Source organism: Flavisolibacter ginsengisoli DSM 18119 (assembly GCF_900129295.1).
Lineage (GTDB): Bacteria > Bacteroidota > Bacteroidia > Chitinophagales > Chitinophagaceae > Flavisolibacter > Flavisolibacter ginsengisoli.
Window position 1 is genome coordinate 47,134 of sequence record NZ_FQUU01000006.1, and the last position, 21,221, is coordinate 68,354.

The following is a 21,221-nucleotide window of genomic DNA, read 5'->3' on the forward strand; positions in this document are numbered from 1 at the left end:
CCTATTAATTACAGAACATGTTTCCTAAGATCAATCCTTCTACTACTCAAGCCTGGAACTTACTTGAAAAGCATTCTACCAAAATGAAAACCCTTCAGATAAAGGAGTTGTTTGAACAGGATCCTGAAAGGTTTAAAAGATTTTCATTTTGCCTTAACCAAACTGTATTTGATTTTTCGAAGAACATATTGGTTGCTGAAACTATATCTCAATTATTGCAACTTGCTGAAGATTGTAAATTGAAGCAAGCTATTGAAGCTATGTTTGAAGGAGACTTTATTAATAAAACTGAGCAGCGTTCTGTCCTTCATACTGCTTTAAGAAACTTCTCAGGCAAACCCGTATTTAGTGCTGGTCACAATGTAATGGAAGATGTAAAAAGAGTACAGGATCAAATGAAATCCTTTTGTGAAAGAGTGCACAGTGGAGAATGGAAAGGTTTTACAGGTAAAAAGATTAAGTATATAATTAATATTGGTATCGGTGGCAGCGACCTTGGACCTTTAATGGTTACAGAAGCTTTGAAACCTTATTGGATAGAAGGTATACAACCTTATTTCGTTTCTAATGTAGATGCATCACATATAGCTGAGACGTTAAAAAAGATCAATCTGGAGGAATCTTTATTCCTTATTGCTTCAAAGACATTTACTACCCAGGAAACTATGACCAATGCTCATACTGCCAGGGATTGGTTTCTAAAAACTGCAATTGATGAAGCGCATATTGCAAAACATTTTGTAGCCCTGTCAACCAATGAAAAAGAAGTTGTAAAGTTTGGAATTGACAAAGCCAATATGTTTGAATTCTGGGATTGGGTTGGCGGCCGTTATTCTCTTTGGAGTGCTATAGGGTTATCCATTGCCCTTACCATTAGTTATGGCAATTTTGAAGAACTGCTTCATGGAGCTTTTAATGCAGATCAGCATTTCCGTAATACAGAATTTGAAAAGAATATACCGGTATTAATGGCCCTGATAGGTATATGGTATACAAATTTCTTTGGTTCTCAAACAGAAGCAATACTACCTTATGACCAATATCTCCATCGATTTCCTGCCTATTTTCAACAAGGTAACATGGAAAGTAACGGAAAAAGCATTGACCGGAATGGAGAACCTGTCACCTATGCTACTGGACCAATTATTTGGGGAGAACCAGGAACCAATGGTCAACATGCATTTTACCAACTCATTCACCAGGGAACCATATTAATACCCTGCGACTTCATCGCTACCGCCCAATCTCATAACCCAATTGGCGACCATCACCAAAAGTTGATCTCCAACTTTTTTGCGCAAACGGAAGCCCTAATGAATGGCAAAACTGAAAAGGAAGTAGAAGAAGAATTACTTAAATCAGGTAAAAATGCCGAAGAAGTAGCTCGATTGACTCCTTTTAAAATTTTCAGTGGCAATAAGCCTACAAACTCAATTCTGCTGAAAAAACTAACCCCTAAATCTTTAGGAGAACTAATTGCCATTTATGAACACAAGATCTTCGTTCAGGGAGTTATTTGGAATATTTTCAGTTTTGATCAATGGGGTGTTGAACTGGGTAAACAATTAGCAAATAAGATCTTGCCTGAATTAGAAAATGATACGCCAGTTTCCTCCCACGATTCATCAACTAACAGTTTGATCAATGCATATAAAGCAATGAGGAATTAATTGTTGGGAATAGATATTGAGTCTATATAATATAAACAAAAAAGCCCTCCAAAAGAGGGCTTAATTATTTATAAATCAAAGTATTACCATTTATCAACTTCCTCTGTGGAAGAACTGCTGCTTGCAGAAGGAGCTGTATCAGTATTAGGGATTTCCACTTCTGCTGCTACTTCGTCAATCTCGCCTTCCATTCCTTCAACATCGTCATGATTGAATGCATCAAAGTCGAAATCGGGCATTAATTGTGTTTTCACATGGTCTACCGCCTCTGTCAAAGCCTTTATAAACTTGTTGAAATCTTCCTTGTAAAGAAAAATCTTATGCCTGTCATAACCATTATCATTAAAGCGCTTACGGCTTTCTGTAATAGTTAAATAATAATCATTACCACGTGTAGCCCTTACATCAAAAAAGTAAGTCCTCCGTTTGCCGGCCCGGATACGTTTGCTGTAAATGCTCTCCATTTTCTTTTCATTGTTGTCGTACGCCACAGTTGTAAATTTTTACAGTTTAAATAAAAGGTTTTGGTTTAATGCTCACAAATATAATTATGTTTTTTCAACAGCCAAATTTGCTTCATTAATGCTCTCTAACCCTTATATTTTAAACCATTCACCAAAAATTCAAGCTTTTATTTAAAAATCATACTTATCTACCAGTCAAATCAGCTTTCATCCTCTCTTAATTGCCTCATATACATTTTATAATAAATTCCCTTTTTGTCAAGAAGTTCTTCGTGTGTTCCTTCTTCCACAATGGCACCTTCTTCCAGTACTATTACTTTGTCAAAATTTAATAGGCTAAAAATCCTGTGTGTGATCAATATTGATGTTTTCCCTTCCAGGTAAACCTTCAAGTTTCCAATGATCTCTTTTTCAGTACGGGCATCTACAGCGCTCAGGCAATCATCCATTATTAATATAGGCGCCTGTTTCATCAGAGCCCGTGCTATAGATATGCGCTGTTTCTGGCCGCCACTAAGCGTTACCCCCCTCTCGCCTATTTCTGTTTCATATCCTTTTGGAAATCCTTCAATATCTCTTGAAACTACTGCTAACCTGGCAGATTCCCTTACGGCTTCAGGAGGCAGGTTCATAGCCCCAAAAGCTATATTGTTTGCAATAGAATCACTAAATAAAAATCCATCCTGGGGAACATAGCTTATTTGTTTTCTCAATGACAGCAGATCGATATCTTTTATATCTATACCGTCCACCAGTATTTTACCTGAATTAACATCAAACATCCTCATTAACAATTGAGCCAGGGTGGTTTTACCACTACCAGTTCTGCCTACTACTGCAATACGCTGTCCTGCAGTAATATGAAGATTAAAATGTTTTAAAGCATGGATACCCGTATGAGCATAAGTAAAATCAACATTCCTGAATACTATATCACCGGTTAATGATAACTCCCTTTTTGAAGACTCAATAGGAACGGAGGGCCGGGTTTGTAAAAACTCATTCAAACGCTTTTGAGATGCAGACGCTCTTTGTATCATACTTGCAGTCCAGCCAATAGCGCTAACGGGGAAAGTGAGCATATTGATATAAATTACAAACTCTACTATGGTATCGATTCCAATATCCTTTGTTCCATTTATGTAATAGATACCCCCAATCATAATAGTCAACAAGGTGCTCAACCCTATAAGTAATGTCATTGAGGGAAAATAAAGAGCTTCCACCTTTGCCAGCCCCACAGCCTGTTGTTTATACCTTTCGCTATTTTCTTCAAATTGATGGAACATTGACGCTTCCTGCACAAAGGATTTGATTACCCTGATCCCAGAATAAGACTGTTGTGCGTTTGTTGTTAGACTTCCAAGTGCTGCTTGTAAGGCTTCGCTTTTTCTGTGAATGATAGTGTTAACATAATAAATAATGAATGCTAATATGGGTAAGGGAGCCAGCACATAGATGGTAAGTTCAGGCTGACGCTTAAACATAAAAAATACACTCATCGATATAAGTGTTATCAAATTGATCAAATACATAACAGCCGGACCAGTAAACATTCTTACACGGCTGACATCTTCAGCCATCCTGCTCATCAGGTCACCAGTACTGTGCGTCTTATAAAAGGTGGCATCAAGCGTCTGATACTTTTCAAATACTTCGTTTTTTTGATCATATTCTATGTGGCGGCTCATGACAATAATGGTCTGACGCATCAGGAACATGAAAAATCCCCGAAGCAAGGCCAATGCTAAAATGATAATACCGCATAAAACCACAATTTGAATAGGAGAATAAGTTAACCCTTCAACGTATTTAATAAACCTTGTTACCGCCACATCATATACAGCCCTTTTTGCCTTGGGCTGATAGCCAGGCAAGGTGCGCTGTGAAAAATCAATAATGAACCCGATAATTTGCGGAGCAAGCACACCAAAATAGTTGGATATAATTATAAAGAATACCCCTATGCTCAACCTCACCCTATACTTCCAGAAATATTTATTTAATGCCTTTAGGTGCTTCAATCATTTAAATTTGAACAGCAAATGTAGAGAACAATAAAGAGTTAACTCTATTCCCGGGTTTCCTATTTGGAAGAAGCAAGAGATTATAACAGGGAATTATCTCTTATTTTTATTAAGAAATAAATTTGAAGTTATGGCAGGCCAGGAAAAATTTGAACGAACACTGCAGGGCAAGGCTGTTTCATTATATAATTTAAAGAATAGTGCGGGAACTGAACTCAATATTACCAATTATGGATGCCGGATAGTTAACCTTATGGTGGCCAGGCCAAACAAGCCACAGGTTGATGTAGTTGTAGGCTTCGACACTATTGACGGATACTTAAATGCTACAGAAGTTTATCATGGAGCTATTATTGGCAGGTATGCCAACAGGATTGCCAATGGTAATTTTCATTTGGACAAAAAAGACTACCAGTTAGCCATTAATAATCCTCCCAATCATTTGCACGGCGGCCCAATGGGATTTCATTCCCAGGTATGGGATGTCATAAATAGTTCTCCTGGAAGTATTTCTTTAAGTTATCTATCTCCTGATGGTGAGGAAGGATATCCTGGCAATTTAAAAGTAACAGTGACTTATTCCCTAACAGATGAAAATGAAGTGATCATCCATTATGAAGCAGTTTGTGACAGCTCAACTATCATGAACCTTACCAATCACTCGTATTTCAATTTGAACGGCCAGGGCAGCGGTACCATACTTGGTCATGAAATGTACATAAATGCAGATAGGTATACCCCTGTCACTGAAACTCTTATTCCAGATGGTACCCTTGAACATGTTAAAGGAACACCTTTTGATTTCAAACTGCCACACTCCATTGGCAGGCACATTAATGATGACCATATCCAATTACAGTATGGAAATGGATATGATCATAATTATGTTTTAAATAAAGAGGGTTTGAATCACGAACTTGCCGCCAGGGTAAAGGGTGATGTAACAGGTTTAATTATGGAAGTATACACCGATCAACCGGGCATGCAGTTTTATACTGGAAATTTTATGTCTGGGGAAAACTTTATTAAAGGACATATACCTGACCATTTCAGAACAGCATTTTGTCTTGAAACACAGCACTATCCTGATTCACCACATCATTCAAACTTTCCTTCAACGGTTTATCACCATGGAGAAGTTTTTAAATCCACCACTATTTATAAATTCCCGGTTACACAATAAATCCAAATTATTAAGATACCAACTAATAATTATTGCGGCAATTTTACCGTTAAACCTTTAAACAACTTTTGAAGAGCCATCATCCGTTTCTACTATGTAGGAAGTAAGGTCAAGTTCCATAGCATTTTTATAAGAAGTAGATAACCTGCCGATCAATCCCTGGATGGCATCCTCTTTAACAATATTGATGGTACATCCACCAAAACCTCCACCCATCATTCTTGCACCAAGAACATCGGGATTTTGTCTTACAGCATCAACCAGGAAATCCAATTCTTTACAGCTTACCTCATATTCTTTGCTAAGGCCTTCATGCGTACGAAACATTTTTTCCCCTAAAGCTTTTAAATCACCTTTCTTAAGGTCCTCGCAGGCAGAGAGCAACCTTTCTTTTTCCTCAACAACATATTTACACCTTTTAAAAACCACTGGGTTTGAGTCGCCAACATATTGTTGCAACATGTCAATGGTCACATCTCTAAGTGATTTCACTTCCGGATGGTGCACCTGTACCAATTTCACTCCTTCTTCGCATTGTTTGCGCCTGGTATTGTATTCTGTAGAAGCAAGAGAATGCTTTACATTAGTATTCAGCAACAATAATTTATAACCCTTTAACTCCAGGGGTTCATATTCATATTCCATGCTTTGGCAATCCAGCCTGATCACATGGTCTTTTTTTCCAAATACGCTTGCAAACTGGTCCATGATGCCACACATAACCCTGGCAAATTCATGTTCTGCCTTCTGACCTATAAAGGCAAGTTCCATTTTGTCAATTCCCAGTTGAAAAATATCGTTCAAGGCAAAGGCTGTTGCGCATTCCACAGCGGCCGATGAGGAAAGGCCAGAGCCAATGGGAACATCTCCCTCAATGTTAAGATTAAATCCACCTATTTTATATCCTCTCTTCAGGAGTTGATCTACAACCCCAAGTATATAGTTCGGCCATCCTTTATCTGTCCTTTCTACTGTATCCAGTGTGCAGGTATGATCTTCTTTAAATTCTTCTGAATATAGCATTATGGTCTCATCCTGCCTTTTGCTTACTCCAATATAAACCGCCTTGTCAATAGCTGCGGGCAATACAAACCCGTTATTATAGTCAGTATGCTCTCCAATAATATTTACCCTTCCAGGTGATCTGAATAAGGTTGGCTCCTCTTTAAATCTTAATCTGAACTTTTCCCTGACATCCTTTATAATTTCTTGATTCATAACCTTTCTTTAGCTTTATAAAACCCAAATATCACTAATAAATTCATGCCGGCAGATCATTGAAAAATTACTATGCTATGCTTTACCTGCTTTATTTAGCATTTCACCGATAAAAAAGAAATTTAGCCGAATTCAAACTTGCATCTTTTATCCTTTGCAGTTATTTTGAGTCTTAATTCCGAAACATATAAAACCCGGAAAAATCTAATAACCTATACTTTATGTTAGCCACCAATGTTACCGTGCCTTTTATAGAGCATGACCCTGAACTGGCCCATCGCTGGCCCGAAGCTAAAGCAAATGAATGGATGGATAAGAATGACTGGTTGGTAGGATGTAATTTTATCCCCAGCAATGCCATAAACCAACTTGAGATGTGGCAGGCTGAAACCTTTGATCCCTTTCGAATTGACCAGGAATTAAGTTGGGCCGCCGACCTTGGGTTCAATACGGCAAGAGTCTTTCTTCACCATCTCTTATGGCAGCAAGATCCACAGGGTTTTATAGCGCGTATCGAAACCTTCCTGACCATTGCTCACCGCAACGGCATCAGGTCTATGCTTGTATTATTTGACTCTGTCTGGAACCCATTTCCAAAATTGGGCACGCAGCCCGCTCCCAGGCATAATGTGCATAACTCAGGCTGGGTTCAGTCCCCCGGGTATGATGTACTAAACGATCCTTTACAATACGATAGCCTCATGCAATATGTAAAAGGTATTGTTTCCCATTTTGCTTCGGATGAAAGAGTGTTGATCTGGGACCTGTTCAACGAACCAGACAATATGAACCTTACGAGTTATAAGGATGATGACTATGCTATGCATAAGGCAGAGCTTTCCATGGCTTTATTAAAAAAGACTATTAATTGGGTACGCGAGATCAATCCTTCACAACCAATTACTATGGCCCCATGGAAAGAAGACTGGAGCTGCGATACAAAACTTACCGCTCTTGATAATTACATGTTCACCCATTCTGATATTATCAGCTTCCATTGTTATGATGATGTAAAGCTTACAGAAGAAAAGATCAGGCATTTAAGACGTTTTAAAAGACCTCTTTTATGTACTGAATATATGGCCCGGCCATTTGGAAGTACTTTCCAGGATATCCTTCCCTTATTTAAAAAATACAAAGTTGGAGCCTATAACTGGGGTTTAGTAGCAGGAAAAACCCAGACACATTGTCCATGGGATTCCTGGAGCACCGAATATCAAAATGAGCCCGAACTATGGTTCCATGATATTTTCCGTGAAAATGGAGAAGCTTATAAACCTGAGGAAGTAGCCTTCTTGAAAGAAATTACAAAGAAAAAAAAGGAGAAACTTCAAAAAGTCGCCTAAAGAGTTCGGTAAATAATTTATTGATTAAGAGTGTTGCTTTGCAGCACTCTTTTTTAATTATTATTAGCAAATAATACATGGCAATTAGATGCCCCTGTATTTAGGTATCAACTACTTTTTCTTAATTAATATTTATTGCATCTTCTTCTAATTCTTAGTGTAGTTTGTAATTGCAAGCCGTCTATGTATTCACTAATAGGTTTCAATTGCTATTCTTGATAAAAGCGATGTTTTTATTAAGACAATACTTTTAAAAATCACTCTAACAAGTATCCATAAAATTTAATCATTTGAAAGATTAAATTTCATTTTATAGTAACTCACATTGTGATGTTTCCAGCAAAAGAAATACCTCATCAAGCACCAGTCTAAATTTTAAAATGTTAATTCTTAAGTATGCCAAAACCTGCAATGACAGTAAGTTTCATTGCATGATGAGGACTATTTTCTACACTTGATTTCAAAACAGTTAGAAGTAGTTGCTTTATTTATTTTAAAAATGTGTGGCATGTAAATAGCATCTATAAGAACATGATTAAAAATATCGAAGACGTCTCATGTGCGTTTCTGCATAATATAGACCTGGTTTGCTTTTCCCATTTAAGATGGGGATTTGTTTTTCAAAGACCTAATCATTTGTTAAGCCGGTTTTCAAAACACCAGCGTGTATTCTTTATTGAAGAACCTATTTTTCACGATCATGAAGACAAAATACAAATTGAAAACTTTAATGAAAACTTATTTGTAATAACCCCTTATATAAAACATGGATTAAGTGAAACTGAAATTCACAACAGGCAACGCAAGGTTATAAACAAGGTCTTCATCAACATGAAGATTAACCGTTTCTTCAGCTGGTATTATACACCAATGGCAATACCTTTCACTGATCATCTTACACCAGAATTAGTGATATATGATTGTATGGATGAACTGTCAGCATTTAAATTTGCTCCGCCTGAATTAAAAATCAGGGAAAGGGAGCTTTTCAAAAAAGCAGATGTTGTATTTACAGGGGGCAACAGTATTTTTAATTCTAAAAAAGATGCTCATCATAACATTTTTTCTTTTCCCAGCAGCATAGACAAACATCATTTTGGTATTGCACGGTCCTTCAAGGAAGATCCTGCAGACCAGGCTTCCATTCCTCATCCACGTTTTGGATTCTTTGGCGTGGTTGATGAAAGATTTGATATTGACATGCTTGATAAAGTTGCCAGGGAAAAACCAGAATGGAATTTTGTTATCCTGGGACCAATTGTAAAAATTGATCCCGCTTCCCTACCTCATTATGAAAACATTCATTATTTAGGCGGAAAGAGTTATGAAGAACTTCCCAAATACATTGCAGGTTGGGATATTGCTACCATACCTTTTGCAATGAATGAATCAACAAAATTTATAAGTCCTACCAAAACGCCGGAATACCTGGCCGCAGGTAAGCCTGTTATTTCTACTCCTATTACTGACGTTGTTCATCCTTATGGTGATAATAAATTAGTTCACATTGCCAGCAATGCTGAAGAATTTATTGCTGCGGGCACAAAGGAATTAAATAAGAAAAGACGGTCTGCCTGGTTGAAAAAAGTTGACGAGTTTCTGGCATTTAATTCCTGGGATCGTACATGGAGCCAGATGGTTCGGAATATTGAAGACACATTAATTGAAAAAACATCCGTAAAAACTAAAGTGAAGGAGAATATCTATGTTTGATTACCTGATTGTAGGCGCCGGATTTGCCGGAAGTGTATTAGCTGAGCGATTGGCTTCGGAAGGAAATAAAAAGATTTTGATCATTGATAAAAGGGAGCACATTGCTGGAAACGCTTATGATTATTATAACAATGATGGCATATTAATTCATAAATACGGACCTCATATATTTCATACAAACTCCAAAGAGGTATTTGAATACCTGGGGCAATTTACTCCATGGCGTCCTTATGAGCATAAAGTATTAGGTAGTGTAGACGGACAATTGGTACCTATTCCTATCAACCTGAATACAATCAATCAATTGTACGGTTTGAATCTGAATAGTTCCGAGGTGGAAGATTTCTTTGCTTCAAGGGCAGAAAAAGTAGCCGGGGTAAAAACATCTGAAGATGTTGTTGTGAGTAAGGTTGGACGCGAGCTGTATGAAAAATTCTTTAGAGGGTATACCCGCAAAATGTGGGACCTGGACCCTTCTGAATTAGATGCGAGTGTAACAGCCAGGGTGCCTACACGTACCAATCGTGACGACAGGTACTTTACAGATACCTACCAGGCAATGCCATTACATGGGTATACGCAAATGTTTCAGAAAATGTTATCGCATCCCAATATTAAAGTGATGCTGAACACTGACTATAAAGAAATTATTGATTTCATACCCTATCATAATTTAATTTTTACCGGCCCTGTAGATGAATACTTCAATTACTGTTATGGAAAGCTTCCTTATCGGTCATTAGAGTTCAAATTCGAAACAATTGACCAGGAAGTTTTCCAGCCAACAGGAACTGTGAATTATCCTAACGACCAATTGTACACAAGGATAACAGATTTTAAATACCTCACAGGTCAAAAACATCCAAAGACAGCTGTTGTTTACGAGTTTCCCAAGGCTGAAGGCGATCCATATTATCCGGTTCCAAGACCAGAGAATGCGGAGTTGTACAAGAAATATCAACAATTGGCTTCTTCAATGACAAACACCTATTTCGTTGGTCGTTTAGCTACTTACAAATATTACAATATGGATCAGGTAGTGGCCCAGGCATTAACTACATTCAAAAAGATTATGCAAGGACAACCTGAAACTTATATCAATGGACAAAACATCTTACAATCCTGAAATTTGGGGCGGAATTGAATGCACAATCAATAGGGTAAAAAATAACTTCTTCGATCAATTAATATATTCTGGTCATTACGACCGTAAGGGTGATATTGATGCCATAGCAACACTTGGCATCAATATGATCCGCTATCCTGTGCTTTGGGAAAAACATGAACCCCAAAAAAATACAGATATAGACTGGGCCTGGACAGAAGAACAGCTAAATAATTTGAAGAATAAAGGGATTGGTGTAATAGCTGGCCTGGTGCATCATGGTAGTGGTCCCCAATTTACCAGCTTATCAGATCCGGAATTTCCATATTTACTTGCTTCGTACGCAAGAAAAGTTGCAGAAAAATTTCCCTGGATCAATCATTATACACCAGTAAATGAGCCTTTAACTACTGCCCGCTTCAGTGGGCTATACGGTTTATGGTATCCTCATGAAAGGTCTACACCGCTATTTTTAAAAATGCTGATCAACCAGCTTAAAGGTATAGTGCTTTCCATGCAGGAGATCAGGAAAATAAATCCTGGAGCTCGTTTGGTTCAAACAGAAGATCTTGGAAAGACCTATAGTACGCCTAAGTTAAAGTACCAGGCCAATTTTGAGAACAAACGTCGTTGGCTAACCTATGATTTTCTTTGTGGCCGTGTTAATAAAACCCATCCTCTTTGGAAGTATTTATTAAAAAACGGTTTGACACAAGAGGAACTTCTATTTTTTATAGAGAACCCTTGTATACCGGATATTTTTGGGTTCAACCACTATGTTACTTCAGAGCGATTCCTTGATGATCGTTTGAGACTATATCCCCAGAACCTGGTTGGTGGCAATGGCCGCCATCGATATGTAGATGTGGAAGCAGTGCGTGTGGAAGTAGGACACGAAACAGGAATAAAGATTTTATTAAAAGAAGCATGGAGCAGGTACAGAAGCCCAATGGCTATTACAGAAGTGCATTTGCACTGCCACCGCGAGGAACAATTACGATGGTTTAAACATGTTTGGGATTCAGTTGGAGAGCTTAAGAAGGAAAACATAGATATTAAGGCAGTCACTTCCTGGGCTTTATTAGGATCTTATGGTTGGAACAAATTGCTTACAGAACCAGGTGGAGAATATGAACCAGGTGCTTTTGATGTACGAAATGGATCTGCAAGGCCCACAGCATTGGTAAAATATATTAAAAGTTTAAAAGAACCCAGTAATTTCTCTTACCCACTATCCCAGGAAAAGGGTTGGTGGCATCGTTCCTCCCGAATATTATTCGGCCCAGTCATTAAAGAATTAAGAATGAGAACAGGACGAAATAGTGCACCAGTACTGATCATAGGTAAGAATGGAACCCTGGGTAAGGCGTTTGCAAAAGTATGCGAAGAAAGATGCATCCCTTACCAGCTTATTGGCAGGCAGGAATGCGACATCAGCAATCTTCAGCAGGTAAAAAATACAGTTGAGCAATTAAAACCATGGGCTATTATTAATGCTGCAGGCTATGTTAGAGTAGACGATGCCCAAATGGATGGCGACAGGTGTTTTTTAGAAAACACACAGGGTGCTCATAACCTGGCATTAGCTTGCCAGGAATATAATATTAAGTTTATTACTTTTTCTTCAGACCTTGTCTTTGATGGTCAAAAGAATACACCTTACCTGGAGTCAGACGAACCAAACCCTTTGAATGTTTATGGTCAGAGTAAGTTCCAGGCAGAAAAACTGGTTGCAGAATCCACGGAATCTGCTCTCATTATTCGTACCAGCGCTTTCTTTAGTCCATGGGATGAATTTAATTTTGTTCACTATGTTCGAAAAGCACTTCAAAATGGTGACCATGTTCATGTAGCAAATAACATTTTCATATCTCCAACATATGTCCCGCACCTGGTAAATAGTACACTGGACCTGTTGGTTGACCATGAAAAAGGAATTTGGCATCTATCCAATAAAGGTTCCCTTTCCTGGTCCGAATTTGCGATACTGGTGGCAGAAGAATTTGAACTTGACAAATCCCTTATAGATTCTAAACCTGGAGAAGATTTGGGATATATTGCTCAACGTCCTAATTACAGTGTGCTGGGCAGTGAAAAAGGGCAATTGCTTCCTTCACTTGATATTGCCCTGGAACAATATATCAAAACAGAAAAGACTGAAAAAAGAAAGGTGGCTTAAGTAAATTATAACCAGGTTATGATTATAGCATTACTGCCCAATATGATCATCGTGTTATTTATATAATACTTATTATAAAACCAGGTAATTCCTTTACTGTTCATATCGAAATTGTATGAAAGTGAAGGATTACCTGGTTTTTTATTTGTTACCAGGATCTGCCATGGGATTAACCAATTTTCTACCGGGTTTCTCTATAGGTACTTCCTCTCAACTCCCCATCTACGGTATAGCTCCGGTATAGATACTGCGTGATGATCACGCACTAAGTATACCGTAGATAGGGCTTTGATAGCAAGTTGCCTGCCCTAAGGCTACCATTAGCTTGCTATATTCTCTTCCTCCCGACTCCAGACTCAAGACTCCCCACTCAATTCCCTTCCGGACAAAAGCGGACAAAACCGGTCAAATCGGCCAAAAGCGGCCAAATCGGCCATAGTGCCTTGGTGTTACTAAGTATTTTAGCAATCTTTACAATCAATAAAATCCAATATCATTATGGCAAAGCAAATAAGTCATGTAAAGGCGACAGGTACAGTGTGTGGAGACATCAACTTTTATAAGGATGTGGACTGGGGATTTTTGGTAAGAATGCTTCCTGGTGTGGATTCTAAGCGCTTCTGGAAGGACCCTGTCTTTGAAGGCAGCAGGAGAAGCGCTGAAAGGTTTGCAATCGGTAATATCATGTCTTCCATCATCTACCGGTTTGTGCCAGTAAAAAGAAGATACCCAAAGCTGTTTACTCAAGTAAGAAGAATTGCCATTGCTTTTTTAAAGCAGGGAAGTGAAAAAAGGGAAGTGTTTTCAGCCTTGTTCACCTTTCTTACGGAGCAAAAGCGTATTTCCCTTACCCGGGAGCAGTTTGAATTACTCCTGTCTTCCTTTGAAGAGGAATTAAAAGGAAGGATACAAGAACAAAAGCCCGAAAAGGAAAAGAAGATGAAGAACAAGCTGGATATCCAGGTTTCTGCACCACTTAGTGAAGAGGATATAGAATACTTTAAGCTTTATATGGATGATATAGAGTGGACCATAAAGTTTGAAGGGGAGTTTACGGAAGATTACAGGATCCCATTTTTTCTCCTTAAACATGCTGTTTAAGGAAGTTTGTAGTTTGTAGTGTGTAGTTTGTAGTTTCTTAGGACTGAGAGGTACAACTGGGTGCAGACAAGTTTTATTGGTATTCATCTTTGCGATCCTTTGCGAACATCTTTGCACTATTTGCGTTACTGAGTATCGCCAGGTGCGCAAAGAGAGAGAGCCACGCAAAGAATTCGTAAAGTGCTCCTGGTAAACAGATATCCAGATTTAATTCTTTTTAACCGAATCCTTATGTGTGCTGCTGCTGCCAGTGCTTGTACCACTGGTAGTGGTCCCCTCTCCCATACTTGTACCGGAATTATCAATACCAGTATTCAACGAATCAGTTTGAGAGTGTACTGGGGAAGAATTAGCAGTATTGCTAATAGTATCATTGCCTTGTGTTTTGCCTGAGCTTTGATCTTTACAACTTAGAAGCGCAAACAGAAGAGCAGACGCATATAATACCCATTTCAGTCCTGGAGTTTGAAAACTAAGTGTCATAGTAATATACCCCTCAAATCACTTGCCAGCAAAATGTTGCAAGGCATTAGAATATGCATTTGTTATGTAATGCCGGTAATCTTGTATTAGGTCAGCAAAGACGTATTAAGCGATGGAAAATAACAATAGAATTCTGCGCCTTCGCCGAGTTGACCATTGGCTGTAATAAACCCATTATGATTATCCATGATCTTTTTGCATATTGCCAATCCCATTCCGGTTCCTTCATACTGTTGAGGGTCGTGCAAACGTTGAAATACCTGGAATACCTTTTTAGAATATTTGGGATCAAAACCTAAACCGTTGTCTTTAAAATAAACACATTGGTAATCAACTCCAGGTATATTTTTCTCATGATCCAACCTTTTTGCTTCAACAGGCCTTGCCCCTATCTGAACAATTATATTTCTTCCAGCTTTATTAAACTTTACAGCATTGCTCAAGAGGTTTTTAAACAGGTAAAATAATTGATTATCGTTTCCATTTATAATTGGCAATGAATCAGCAATAATTTCAACACTATGCTCTGAAATATATTCCTTCATGTCACTTGTGACTCTATCAAGAATTGCATTAAGATCAATTGGCTTAAGAACCTTTTTATCAGCCTCGATCTTTGTTAAAACAAGTATATCCTCAATCAACATATCCATCCTGCGCACTGAATTCGCCATTTTCTTTATATAAGACTTACCAGTATCTGAAAGATTTTCCAATTCCCTGTTCAAAAGCCAGTCACTGAAAGTGTATAGTTTTCTTAACGGTTCCTTCAAATCATGGCTTGCAATAAAAGCAAATGAGGTGATCTCTTCATTTTTCTCTTCCAGCTCTTTGTTCTTCCTTTCCAGGATCATATTTAATTCGCTTAACTTTTCTTTTTGCAGAAAAGTATCAGACACGTCATGCATCAGGTTCAAAACAGCATAGGTTTCACCTTTTTCATTCTTTAAGGGTATAAAGAAACGTTCGTAATATTTATCTGTATAAGTGCTTTTAGTATTTGGCAAATGAATGTAATGCCCGAGCAAGGCTTTCTTAAAGGCTTTATAGAGTAGTTCATCTTTTTCAATTTTTGGAAAAAGCTCAAAAAGGTTCTTACCTATTGCGTGCTTTTTTGAAACCCCGGTTAATTCGGCTGACCTGCTATTCCAGGCAATGATATTTAGTTGCTGATCATACAGCATGATACGGTCAACACTGGAGTCTATTATGGCTTCAGCATATTGAGTTCTTTCTATTAATTGATTGCGCAATTCAACTTCATGGGTAATATCCTGTAGAATACTTAAAATATGGGTTGGAACTTTATGCTGATCTCTTTTAAATACTTTGGAACGGTCTCTTATCCAAATGATCTTACCAGTGTAAGCAATCAGACGGTATTCAATGGTCCTTATCTCATTGCTTTCAGCATGATGCATATCATTATTGAAAGTGATAAGTTTTTCACGGTCATCGACATGCACCAACTGTAACCTCCCGGAATAACCCATTTCAGTCATGACATCAGGTGATAAACCTGTCCATTCAGCCAGGCAGTTATTCAAATGAACCGTTTGCCTGGTGGCCACTTCATAAATATTAATAGCATCCGGTACAGCCAGTGTAGTTTGAAATAACATCTCCTGGCTTTCCAGTATTTTTTCTTCTGCTAATTGAAGGGCTGAAATATCAATTCCCACTCCAAGAACTTTATACACATTACCTGAGTGGTCCTTAATTCCCGAGCCTTTAATTTTTAATGTTTTTATTTTGTCATTTACAATAATCTGTATCAATTCTTCAAATGATTCTTTTCCATTGCGTATTTGCTCGATTAATTGTTCGGCCTTTGATCTATTCTTATACCTGGTATAATCAAGATATATCTCTGGCTTAACTTCAATGCCAGGTTCTATCTCAAACAATTGATACATTCCCTCAGACCAATGGAATGAATTGCTCTCACATTCAAATTCCCAACTTCCCATATGGGCTAACTGTTCGGATTGTTGAAGAATTTGTATATGCTTGAGTATGGCCTGTTCGTTGTTTTTCCTGTTTGTAACATCCTCCAGACTTACGACAACACTTTCTCCCAGTTTCATTGCTTTGATACAATACCAATACTTTGCACCATTGAATTGGAAAGTAAATTCATCTGTAAAATCAATGCCTGTTATAATAACAGTTGTAAGCTTTTCAAACATACCTGGCATTACTTGTCCATTACCAGCTTCACAGAATCTTTTCCCCTGCAATTCTGTCTTTAATAGAGCACAGGCCATATTGTTTGCCAGCACAAACTCAAAATCATAAATATCATGTTCTGCATTTCGCAATGCTTTCATTAACATCAAACCATTTGAAGAGGTATTGAATACAGAAGCAAGCAGATCGTTTGTTTCCTGTATGGCCTTTTGTGCCTTTTTAATATTTTCTATTTCATAAAAGACAACCACTATTCCATCTATTGTAGGAGCAATTGATACATTCAGCCAAATTTTTTTTGTGGGAGAAATAAATTCGTCTATTGTTGAAATACCTTCTTCCATTGCCTTTTTCATTGCCAGGTAAATAGGCGAAAATTCCAGATCTGGATAAAGTTCAAGTATAGATCTACCTAATATTTCTTCCTTTTCTATATTAAAAAAGTGAACAGCATTGTGGTTGACATATATTACCCGGTACTCATCATCCAGTTCGACATAGTTTTCATTGAGCGCATCAAGAACTTCGTTCTCTTTAACTAACCGCTTTTGAAGTTCATATTCCTTTATTAAATCATGGACGATCCACAATATCCCTGATACTTCTCCCCTATCATCATACGTAGGTATAAGGTAGGTTTCAAAATATTCATTTTTGGGTCCGTATGTTGCAGGTATGTGGACTGTTCTACCTTTCAATGCTTCTCTAAATTGCTCATATGATGGATCATTAACAAAGGATGGAAATGTTTCCAGGATATTTTTCCCTATAACATCTTCACTTTTCAAACCATAATATTGCTCTGCTTTTTTATTCCAATAAACATAATTCATGTTGTTATCCAGGCTAATAACCCTGTCAACTGAAGCCTCAAGTAAACTACTGATAATATTTAACCGTTCATTTAAGCTTTGTCTTAATAGCACCTCCTTTGTTACATCATGCACTATATGCATAATGCCAATAACCTCTTTTCTTTCATCATCCCATATTGGTAGCATATTAAGATCGTAATATTCATTTCCCATTATAGACTTGCTGGCTGAGAATGACAGCTTTTCTCCATTCAATACCTTCTCAAATAATGCCACTTCCTTCTCTGTTCTTAACATGGGAAAAACATCAAAGAAGTTTTTACCCAAGGCTTCATCTTTCAGAATCCTATATGTCACTTCACATTGCTTGTTCCAAATAAGAATATTATTGTTCAGATCCGTAACTATTATCCGGTCTACAATATTTTCAGATAAAATATTAACCATCTGAACCTGCTTTTGAAGCCTGGAACTTAAATGCTCATAATGAGATACATCTTGAACAATTGCAAACAATAATACCTTATCCTGGATGTATTGAATGCGGAGATCAGCCTTCATATAATGAATGACACCCTTTTTGATCAACCTGAAATCAACAAACCGGTGATTCTTTAACTGCAAAACAGAGTCCCATTCATACAAGAAAATTTTCTGATCCTGGGGATGAATATGATTTATCAGTATTTCTTTTTTCAAATCAATAGAATGAGGTTTTATACCCAGGAGGTTATAAAACTGTTCACTCCAATTATAATTTCCAGATTCCGGATCAAAAACACACATCGCTAAACCTGCTACGTCTTCTACAAGTTTTTGTGAATTGGAAAGGAGCTCCATCCTGAAAGTAATGTCAGCCACCTTTTTTTCCAGCATCCTGGGAACAGTCACATCCTGAACTGTAGCAGCAATAATCTGCTCATCTCCATCGATCAACAATTTTGCCTTTTGGGTTAGATATCGAATTTTTCCATCTGGTCTTGTAATTCGGAAGTCAATATTTGGCAGAACCTGTTCTGTAAGAAGTCTTTTATTGGCCTGGATAACCAATTCCTGGTCATCATGATGGATGAAATTTATAAAGCTGTTTAACCCTGCACCAATAGAGGGCGCTTTTATTCCAAACAACCTATATAAATTATCTGAAATGACCACTTTCCTGGTTAATAAATTGATCTGCCAATGGCCAAGTGAAGCATTCAGCTCATCAAAAACAATTTGTTGCCTGTAAATGCCAGCAAGATCAGCAACAGCTTTTATCTCCTTTTCACTTGTCTTTAGATCAGTTATATCCTGGAAAGTACCATATAGGATATTGTGTCCTTTTTGTGATTGGGTCCAATGGGATATGTATAGTACTTGTTTTTTCCCTTGTGTTGTTTGAATGCAAAATTCTATATGCAATGGACATTGTAATTTAAAGGCTTTGTTTATGTATTCAACTACTATATCCCTTTCTTCAGAATCAATGAAATGGTTAAAAGTATTTAAATGAGCATTTAAACTTTGAGGTGGTAATTCAAAAATGCGGAAGACCTGGTTGGAATACCATGTCGCATTTGTTGATTGGTTGAAATACCATATAGCACTTCCAGTATACCGTTCAGATTTGGAATATAGCTCACTAATCAGCTGGAGATTATCTTTTTCTTTTAAAAACTGAGCTTGTAATATAAACTGTTCAACAGTTTCGTTTTTTAAATCTTCTAATGTCAAAGTATTATTATCAACGTTCAGCTGATTTCCTTCCAGTTGTTTTACTTCACCAAAAGTAGTTATGATCCGAAAACACAGCTGGTCAATAACGCGCCCATTGCTTAATTTTTTATGTAGTTCAGTTACATCATCCGGGAAAATGATACTTTTTGTTCCTTCAAATTGTATTGGTGCATTAATTATAACATCACTGGTAAATACCTTATCGGTAACCAGGTTCCAGGACCATTGGCCGGAAACTATATAGAATTGATTGAGTAAAAGAATAGTTACACTGCGCTGGAAAGGCTCATCAGTTTTAAGTTTATCTTCTACCTGATCAAGTTTTACCTGCAAGACAGTCTCTTTTTGAAGGTGATAAATAAAAAGCCTTATTTAGAATTCAATAACAACAGGGCAGGATCTATGTTTTGTATATAATACGGATTGACAAGTAAAGGAGTATGGTTAACAACAAGTTACAAAATGTTTTCAACATTAGATTTTCACTAATATAATTTTTATTAACAAATAGATTGTGGATATCCTAAGAACTAACTGTTCAGAAGATGCAATGTTGCTATCTGCCTTAATGATGCGTATAAAAACAGGAAAAGAGTTTACTTTAAATATTTCCAAAGAGCCTTACCAATTATTCATGTGCTCTTTATTAATTCTTTCGGATTCAATTATATCCCCCAAATTCCAATTAGGACTATAAGGAACGAAAAATGCTAACCAAATTGTCCTGGAAAGCCTCATCAAGGGGGGCTGCATAGCTAGTAGTAAGAAGGCATTAAATCCTATCCACCAGAAAAAACGATTATCGTGCAAAGAAAATCCTATAATAATCCACCAAAGAATAAAGCTGAGCACTGATATTAATAAAGCCAGGGAATAACTAACCATGTTTGTACCATAATAAAATCCGGGCTCCATATCAAGAGGCTGGCCACATACCTGGCACCTGTCAAACATTCTCATAAAGGAACGCAGATGATATGGATTATTACTTTGGTACATTTTACCTCTTCTACACCTGGGGCACTTATTTTGTAAAATCGACAGTATGAAATTGGGCTTTACTTCTTTTTTAATAGCACACATAATATTTCAACTATATAAACTTAGGATGTTCAGCAAAGCTATTAAAACATCAGTCAATGATTAGGTAATTAATAATTACTTCCTTTTAATATTTGAAGATATCTCTCTAATGAATAAATTACTGCTTGTTTTGCATTCTGCCGTATATACAAACCGAAGGCTCCATAAATAGCATCATATTCAAGATCAATAATACTATCCTGGATTTGAAGTATTGATTTTGCAGGAAGCGGTATCATATTGGGGTAACTATACATAAAAGATACTGTCTTCAGGTTAGGAGCTACCTGGATTGTATCCCCTGAAAAGATAGAACCTTTATCACGGGGCAAGTATAATATTGAAGCCCCGGGAAAATGCCCTCCGCAGCATACTAGTCTGATTTCATCCCAAAGCAATTTCTCGTTTCCTTGCCATAATTCTATGGTTTCATCTCTTCTGCCCAACCATTTCTCATCATTGGCATGAATAAAAACCCGGGCTTTAAATGCATGACTCCATTCCACAATTGATGAATAATAATGCGGGTGGGAAATAGCAATTGCTTTTATACCTCCTAAGCTATGAATGATTTCAATTGTTGAGGGATCAAGGTTAGTAATACAATCCCATAAGATATTGCCTCCCGGGGTTCTGATAAGGTGTGCTCTTTGATTAATGCCAAATGCAGGTGTAGAATATATGGCATACACATCCGGAGCTATTTTTTCAATAATATTTTTATGCTGCCGGTTAATGTTTTGCAAGGTGGTCCAGGATTGACCACCGAATCCAATATATTGCCTGTCATCATTACATATGGGGCATAATAACGGAGGAACCTCCGAAGCTTCATATTGAACGCCACAGGTAGAACAGATAAAATTAGACAAGGACATAAAATAATTTAGACGAAAATACCCTTGTTATACTTTAATAATTATTA

13 protein-coding genes are annotated in these 21,221 nt (G+C 37.4%); 7 read left to right on the forward strand and 6 right to left on the reverse strand.

Annotated features, from left to right (window positions below):
* Positions 1 to 17 precede the first annotated feature (17 nt).
* Positions 18 to 1,670, forward strand: coding sequence for a glucose-6-phosphate isomerase (pgi, locus tag BUA53_RS08660; protein ID WP_072834978.1), 1,653 nt, complete (start codon positions 18 to 20; stop codon positions 1,668 to 1,670).
* Between the two features lie 83 nt (positions 1,671 to 1,753).
* Here pgi and BUA53_RS08665 read toward each other — a convergent pair whose 3' ends face one another.
* Both BUA53_RS08665 and BUA53_RS08670 read right to left on the reverse strand, forming a co-directional pair.
* The gene (locus BUA53_RS08665) at positions 1,754 to 2,161 is read right to left on the reverse strand and encodes a DUF3276 family protein (protein ID WP_072834979.1); all 408 of its coding nucleotides are present in this window, start codon (positions 2,159 to 2,161) and stop codon (positions 1,754 to 1,756) included.
* Between the two features lie 173 nt (positions 2,162 to 2,334).
* The gene (locus tag BUA53_RS08670; protein ID WP_072834980.1) at positions 2,335 to 4,158 is read right to left on the reverse strand and encodes an ABC transporter ATP-binding protein; all 1,824 of its coding nucleotides are present in this window, start codon (positions 4,156 to 4,158) and stop codon (positions 2,335 to 2,337) included.
* 133 nt (positions 4,159 to 4,291) lie between these two features.
* Between BUA53_RS08670 and BUA53_RS08675 the strand changes: the two genes are divergently transcribed.
* Positions 4,292 to 5,344: an aldose epimerase family protein gene (locus BUA53_RS08675; protein ID WP_072834981.1), complete on the forward strand. Its 1,053-nt coding sequence runs from the start codon at positions 4,292 to 4,294 to the stop codon at positions 5,342 to 5,344.
* A gap of 57 nt (positions 5,345 to 5,401) precedes the next feature.
* Here BUA53_RS08675 and BUA53_RS08680 read toward each other — a convergent pair whose 3' ends face one another.
* Positions 5,402 to 6,562, reverse strand: a complete 1,161-nt coding sequence (locus BUA53_RS08680) for a galactokinase (protein ID WP_072834982.1) — start codon at positions 6,560 to 6,562, stop codon at positions 5,402 to 5,404.
* Between the two features lie 221 nt (positions 6,563 to 6,783).
* Here BUA53_RS08680 and BUA53_RS08685 point away from each other — a divergent pair, with 221 nt between their 5' ends.
* The 5 genes from BUA53_RS08685 to BUA53_RS08705 all read left to right on the forward strand — a co-directional run bounded on the left by BUA53_RS08685 (position 6,784) and on the right by BUA53_RS08705 (position 14,006).
* Positions 6,784 to 7,908 (forward strand): cellulase family glycosylhydrolase, encoded by a 1,125-nt coding sequence (locus tag BUA53_RS08685; protein ID WP_072834983.1) that lies wholly within the window; start codon positions 6,784 to 6,786, stop codon positions 7,906 to 7,908.
* 531 nt (positions 7,909 to 8,439) lie between these two features.
* A complete protein-coding gene (locus BUA53_RS08690) occupies positions 8,440 to 9,621 on the forward strand; it encodes a glycosyltransferase family 1 protein (protein WP_072834984.1) in 1,182 nt (393 codons plus the stop codon).
* Positions 9,614 to 10,747, forward strand: coding sequence for a UDP-galactopyranose mutase (glf, locus tag BUA53_RS08695; RefSeq protein WP_072834985.1), 1,134 nt, complete (start codon positions 9,614 to 9,616; stop codon positions 10,745 to 10,747). The genes BUA53_RS08690 and glf overlap by 8 nt, the downstream gene beginning before the upstream one ends.
* Positions 10,722 to 12,905: a sugar nucleotide-binding protein gene (locus BUA53_RS08700; RefSeq protein WP_072834986.1), complete on the forward strand. Its 2,184-nt coding sequence runs from the start codon at positions 10,722 to 10,724 to the stop codon at positions 12,903 to 12,905. Before glf ends, BUA53_RS08700 begins: the two co-directional genes overlap by 26 nt.
* A gap of 498 nt (positions 12,906 to 13,403) precedes the next feature.
* Positions 13,404 to 14,006 (forward strand): hypothetical protein, encoded by a 603-nt coding sequence (locus BUA53_RS08705; RefSeq protein ID WP_072834987.1) that lies wholly within the window; start codon positions 13,404 to 13,406, stop codon positions 14,004 to 14,006.
* A 207-nt stretch (positions 14,007 to 14,213) separates the two neighbouring features.
* Here the strand turns inward: BUA53_RS08705 and BUA53_RS08710 are convergent, their stop codons facing one another.
* The 3 genes from BUA53_RS08710 to BUA53_RS08725 all read right to left on the reverse strand — a co-directional run bounded on the left by BUA53_RS08710 (position 14,214) and on the right by BUA53_RS08725 (position 21,174).
* Entirely contained in the window at positions 14,214 to 14,489 is a 276-nt protein-coding gene (locus tag BUA53_RS08710; protein ID WP_072834988.1) for a hypothetical protein, read from the reverse strand.
* Between the two features lie 86 nt (positions 14,490 to 14,575).
* On the reverse strand, positions 14,576 to 19,546 hold the full coding sequence (locus BUA53_RS08715) for a PAS domain S-box protein (RefSeq protein WP_072834989.1): 4,971 nt from the start codon (positions 19,544 to 19,546) through the stop codon (positions 14,576 to 14,578).
* 818 nt (positions 19,547 to 20,364) lie between these two features.
* Complete coding sequence (locus BUA53_RS08725; RefSeq protein ID WP_084079939.1) at positions 20,365 to 21,174, reverse strand: MBL fold metallo-hydrolase; 810 nt, start codon at positions 21,172 to 21,174, stop codon at positions 20,365 to 20,367.
* Between the last annotated feature and the right edge of the window lie 47 nt (positions 21,175 to 21,221).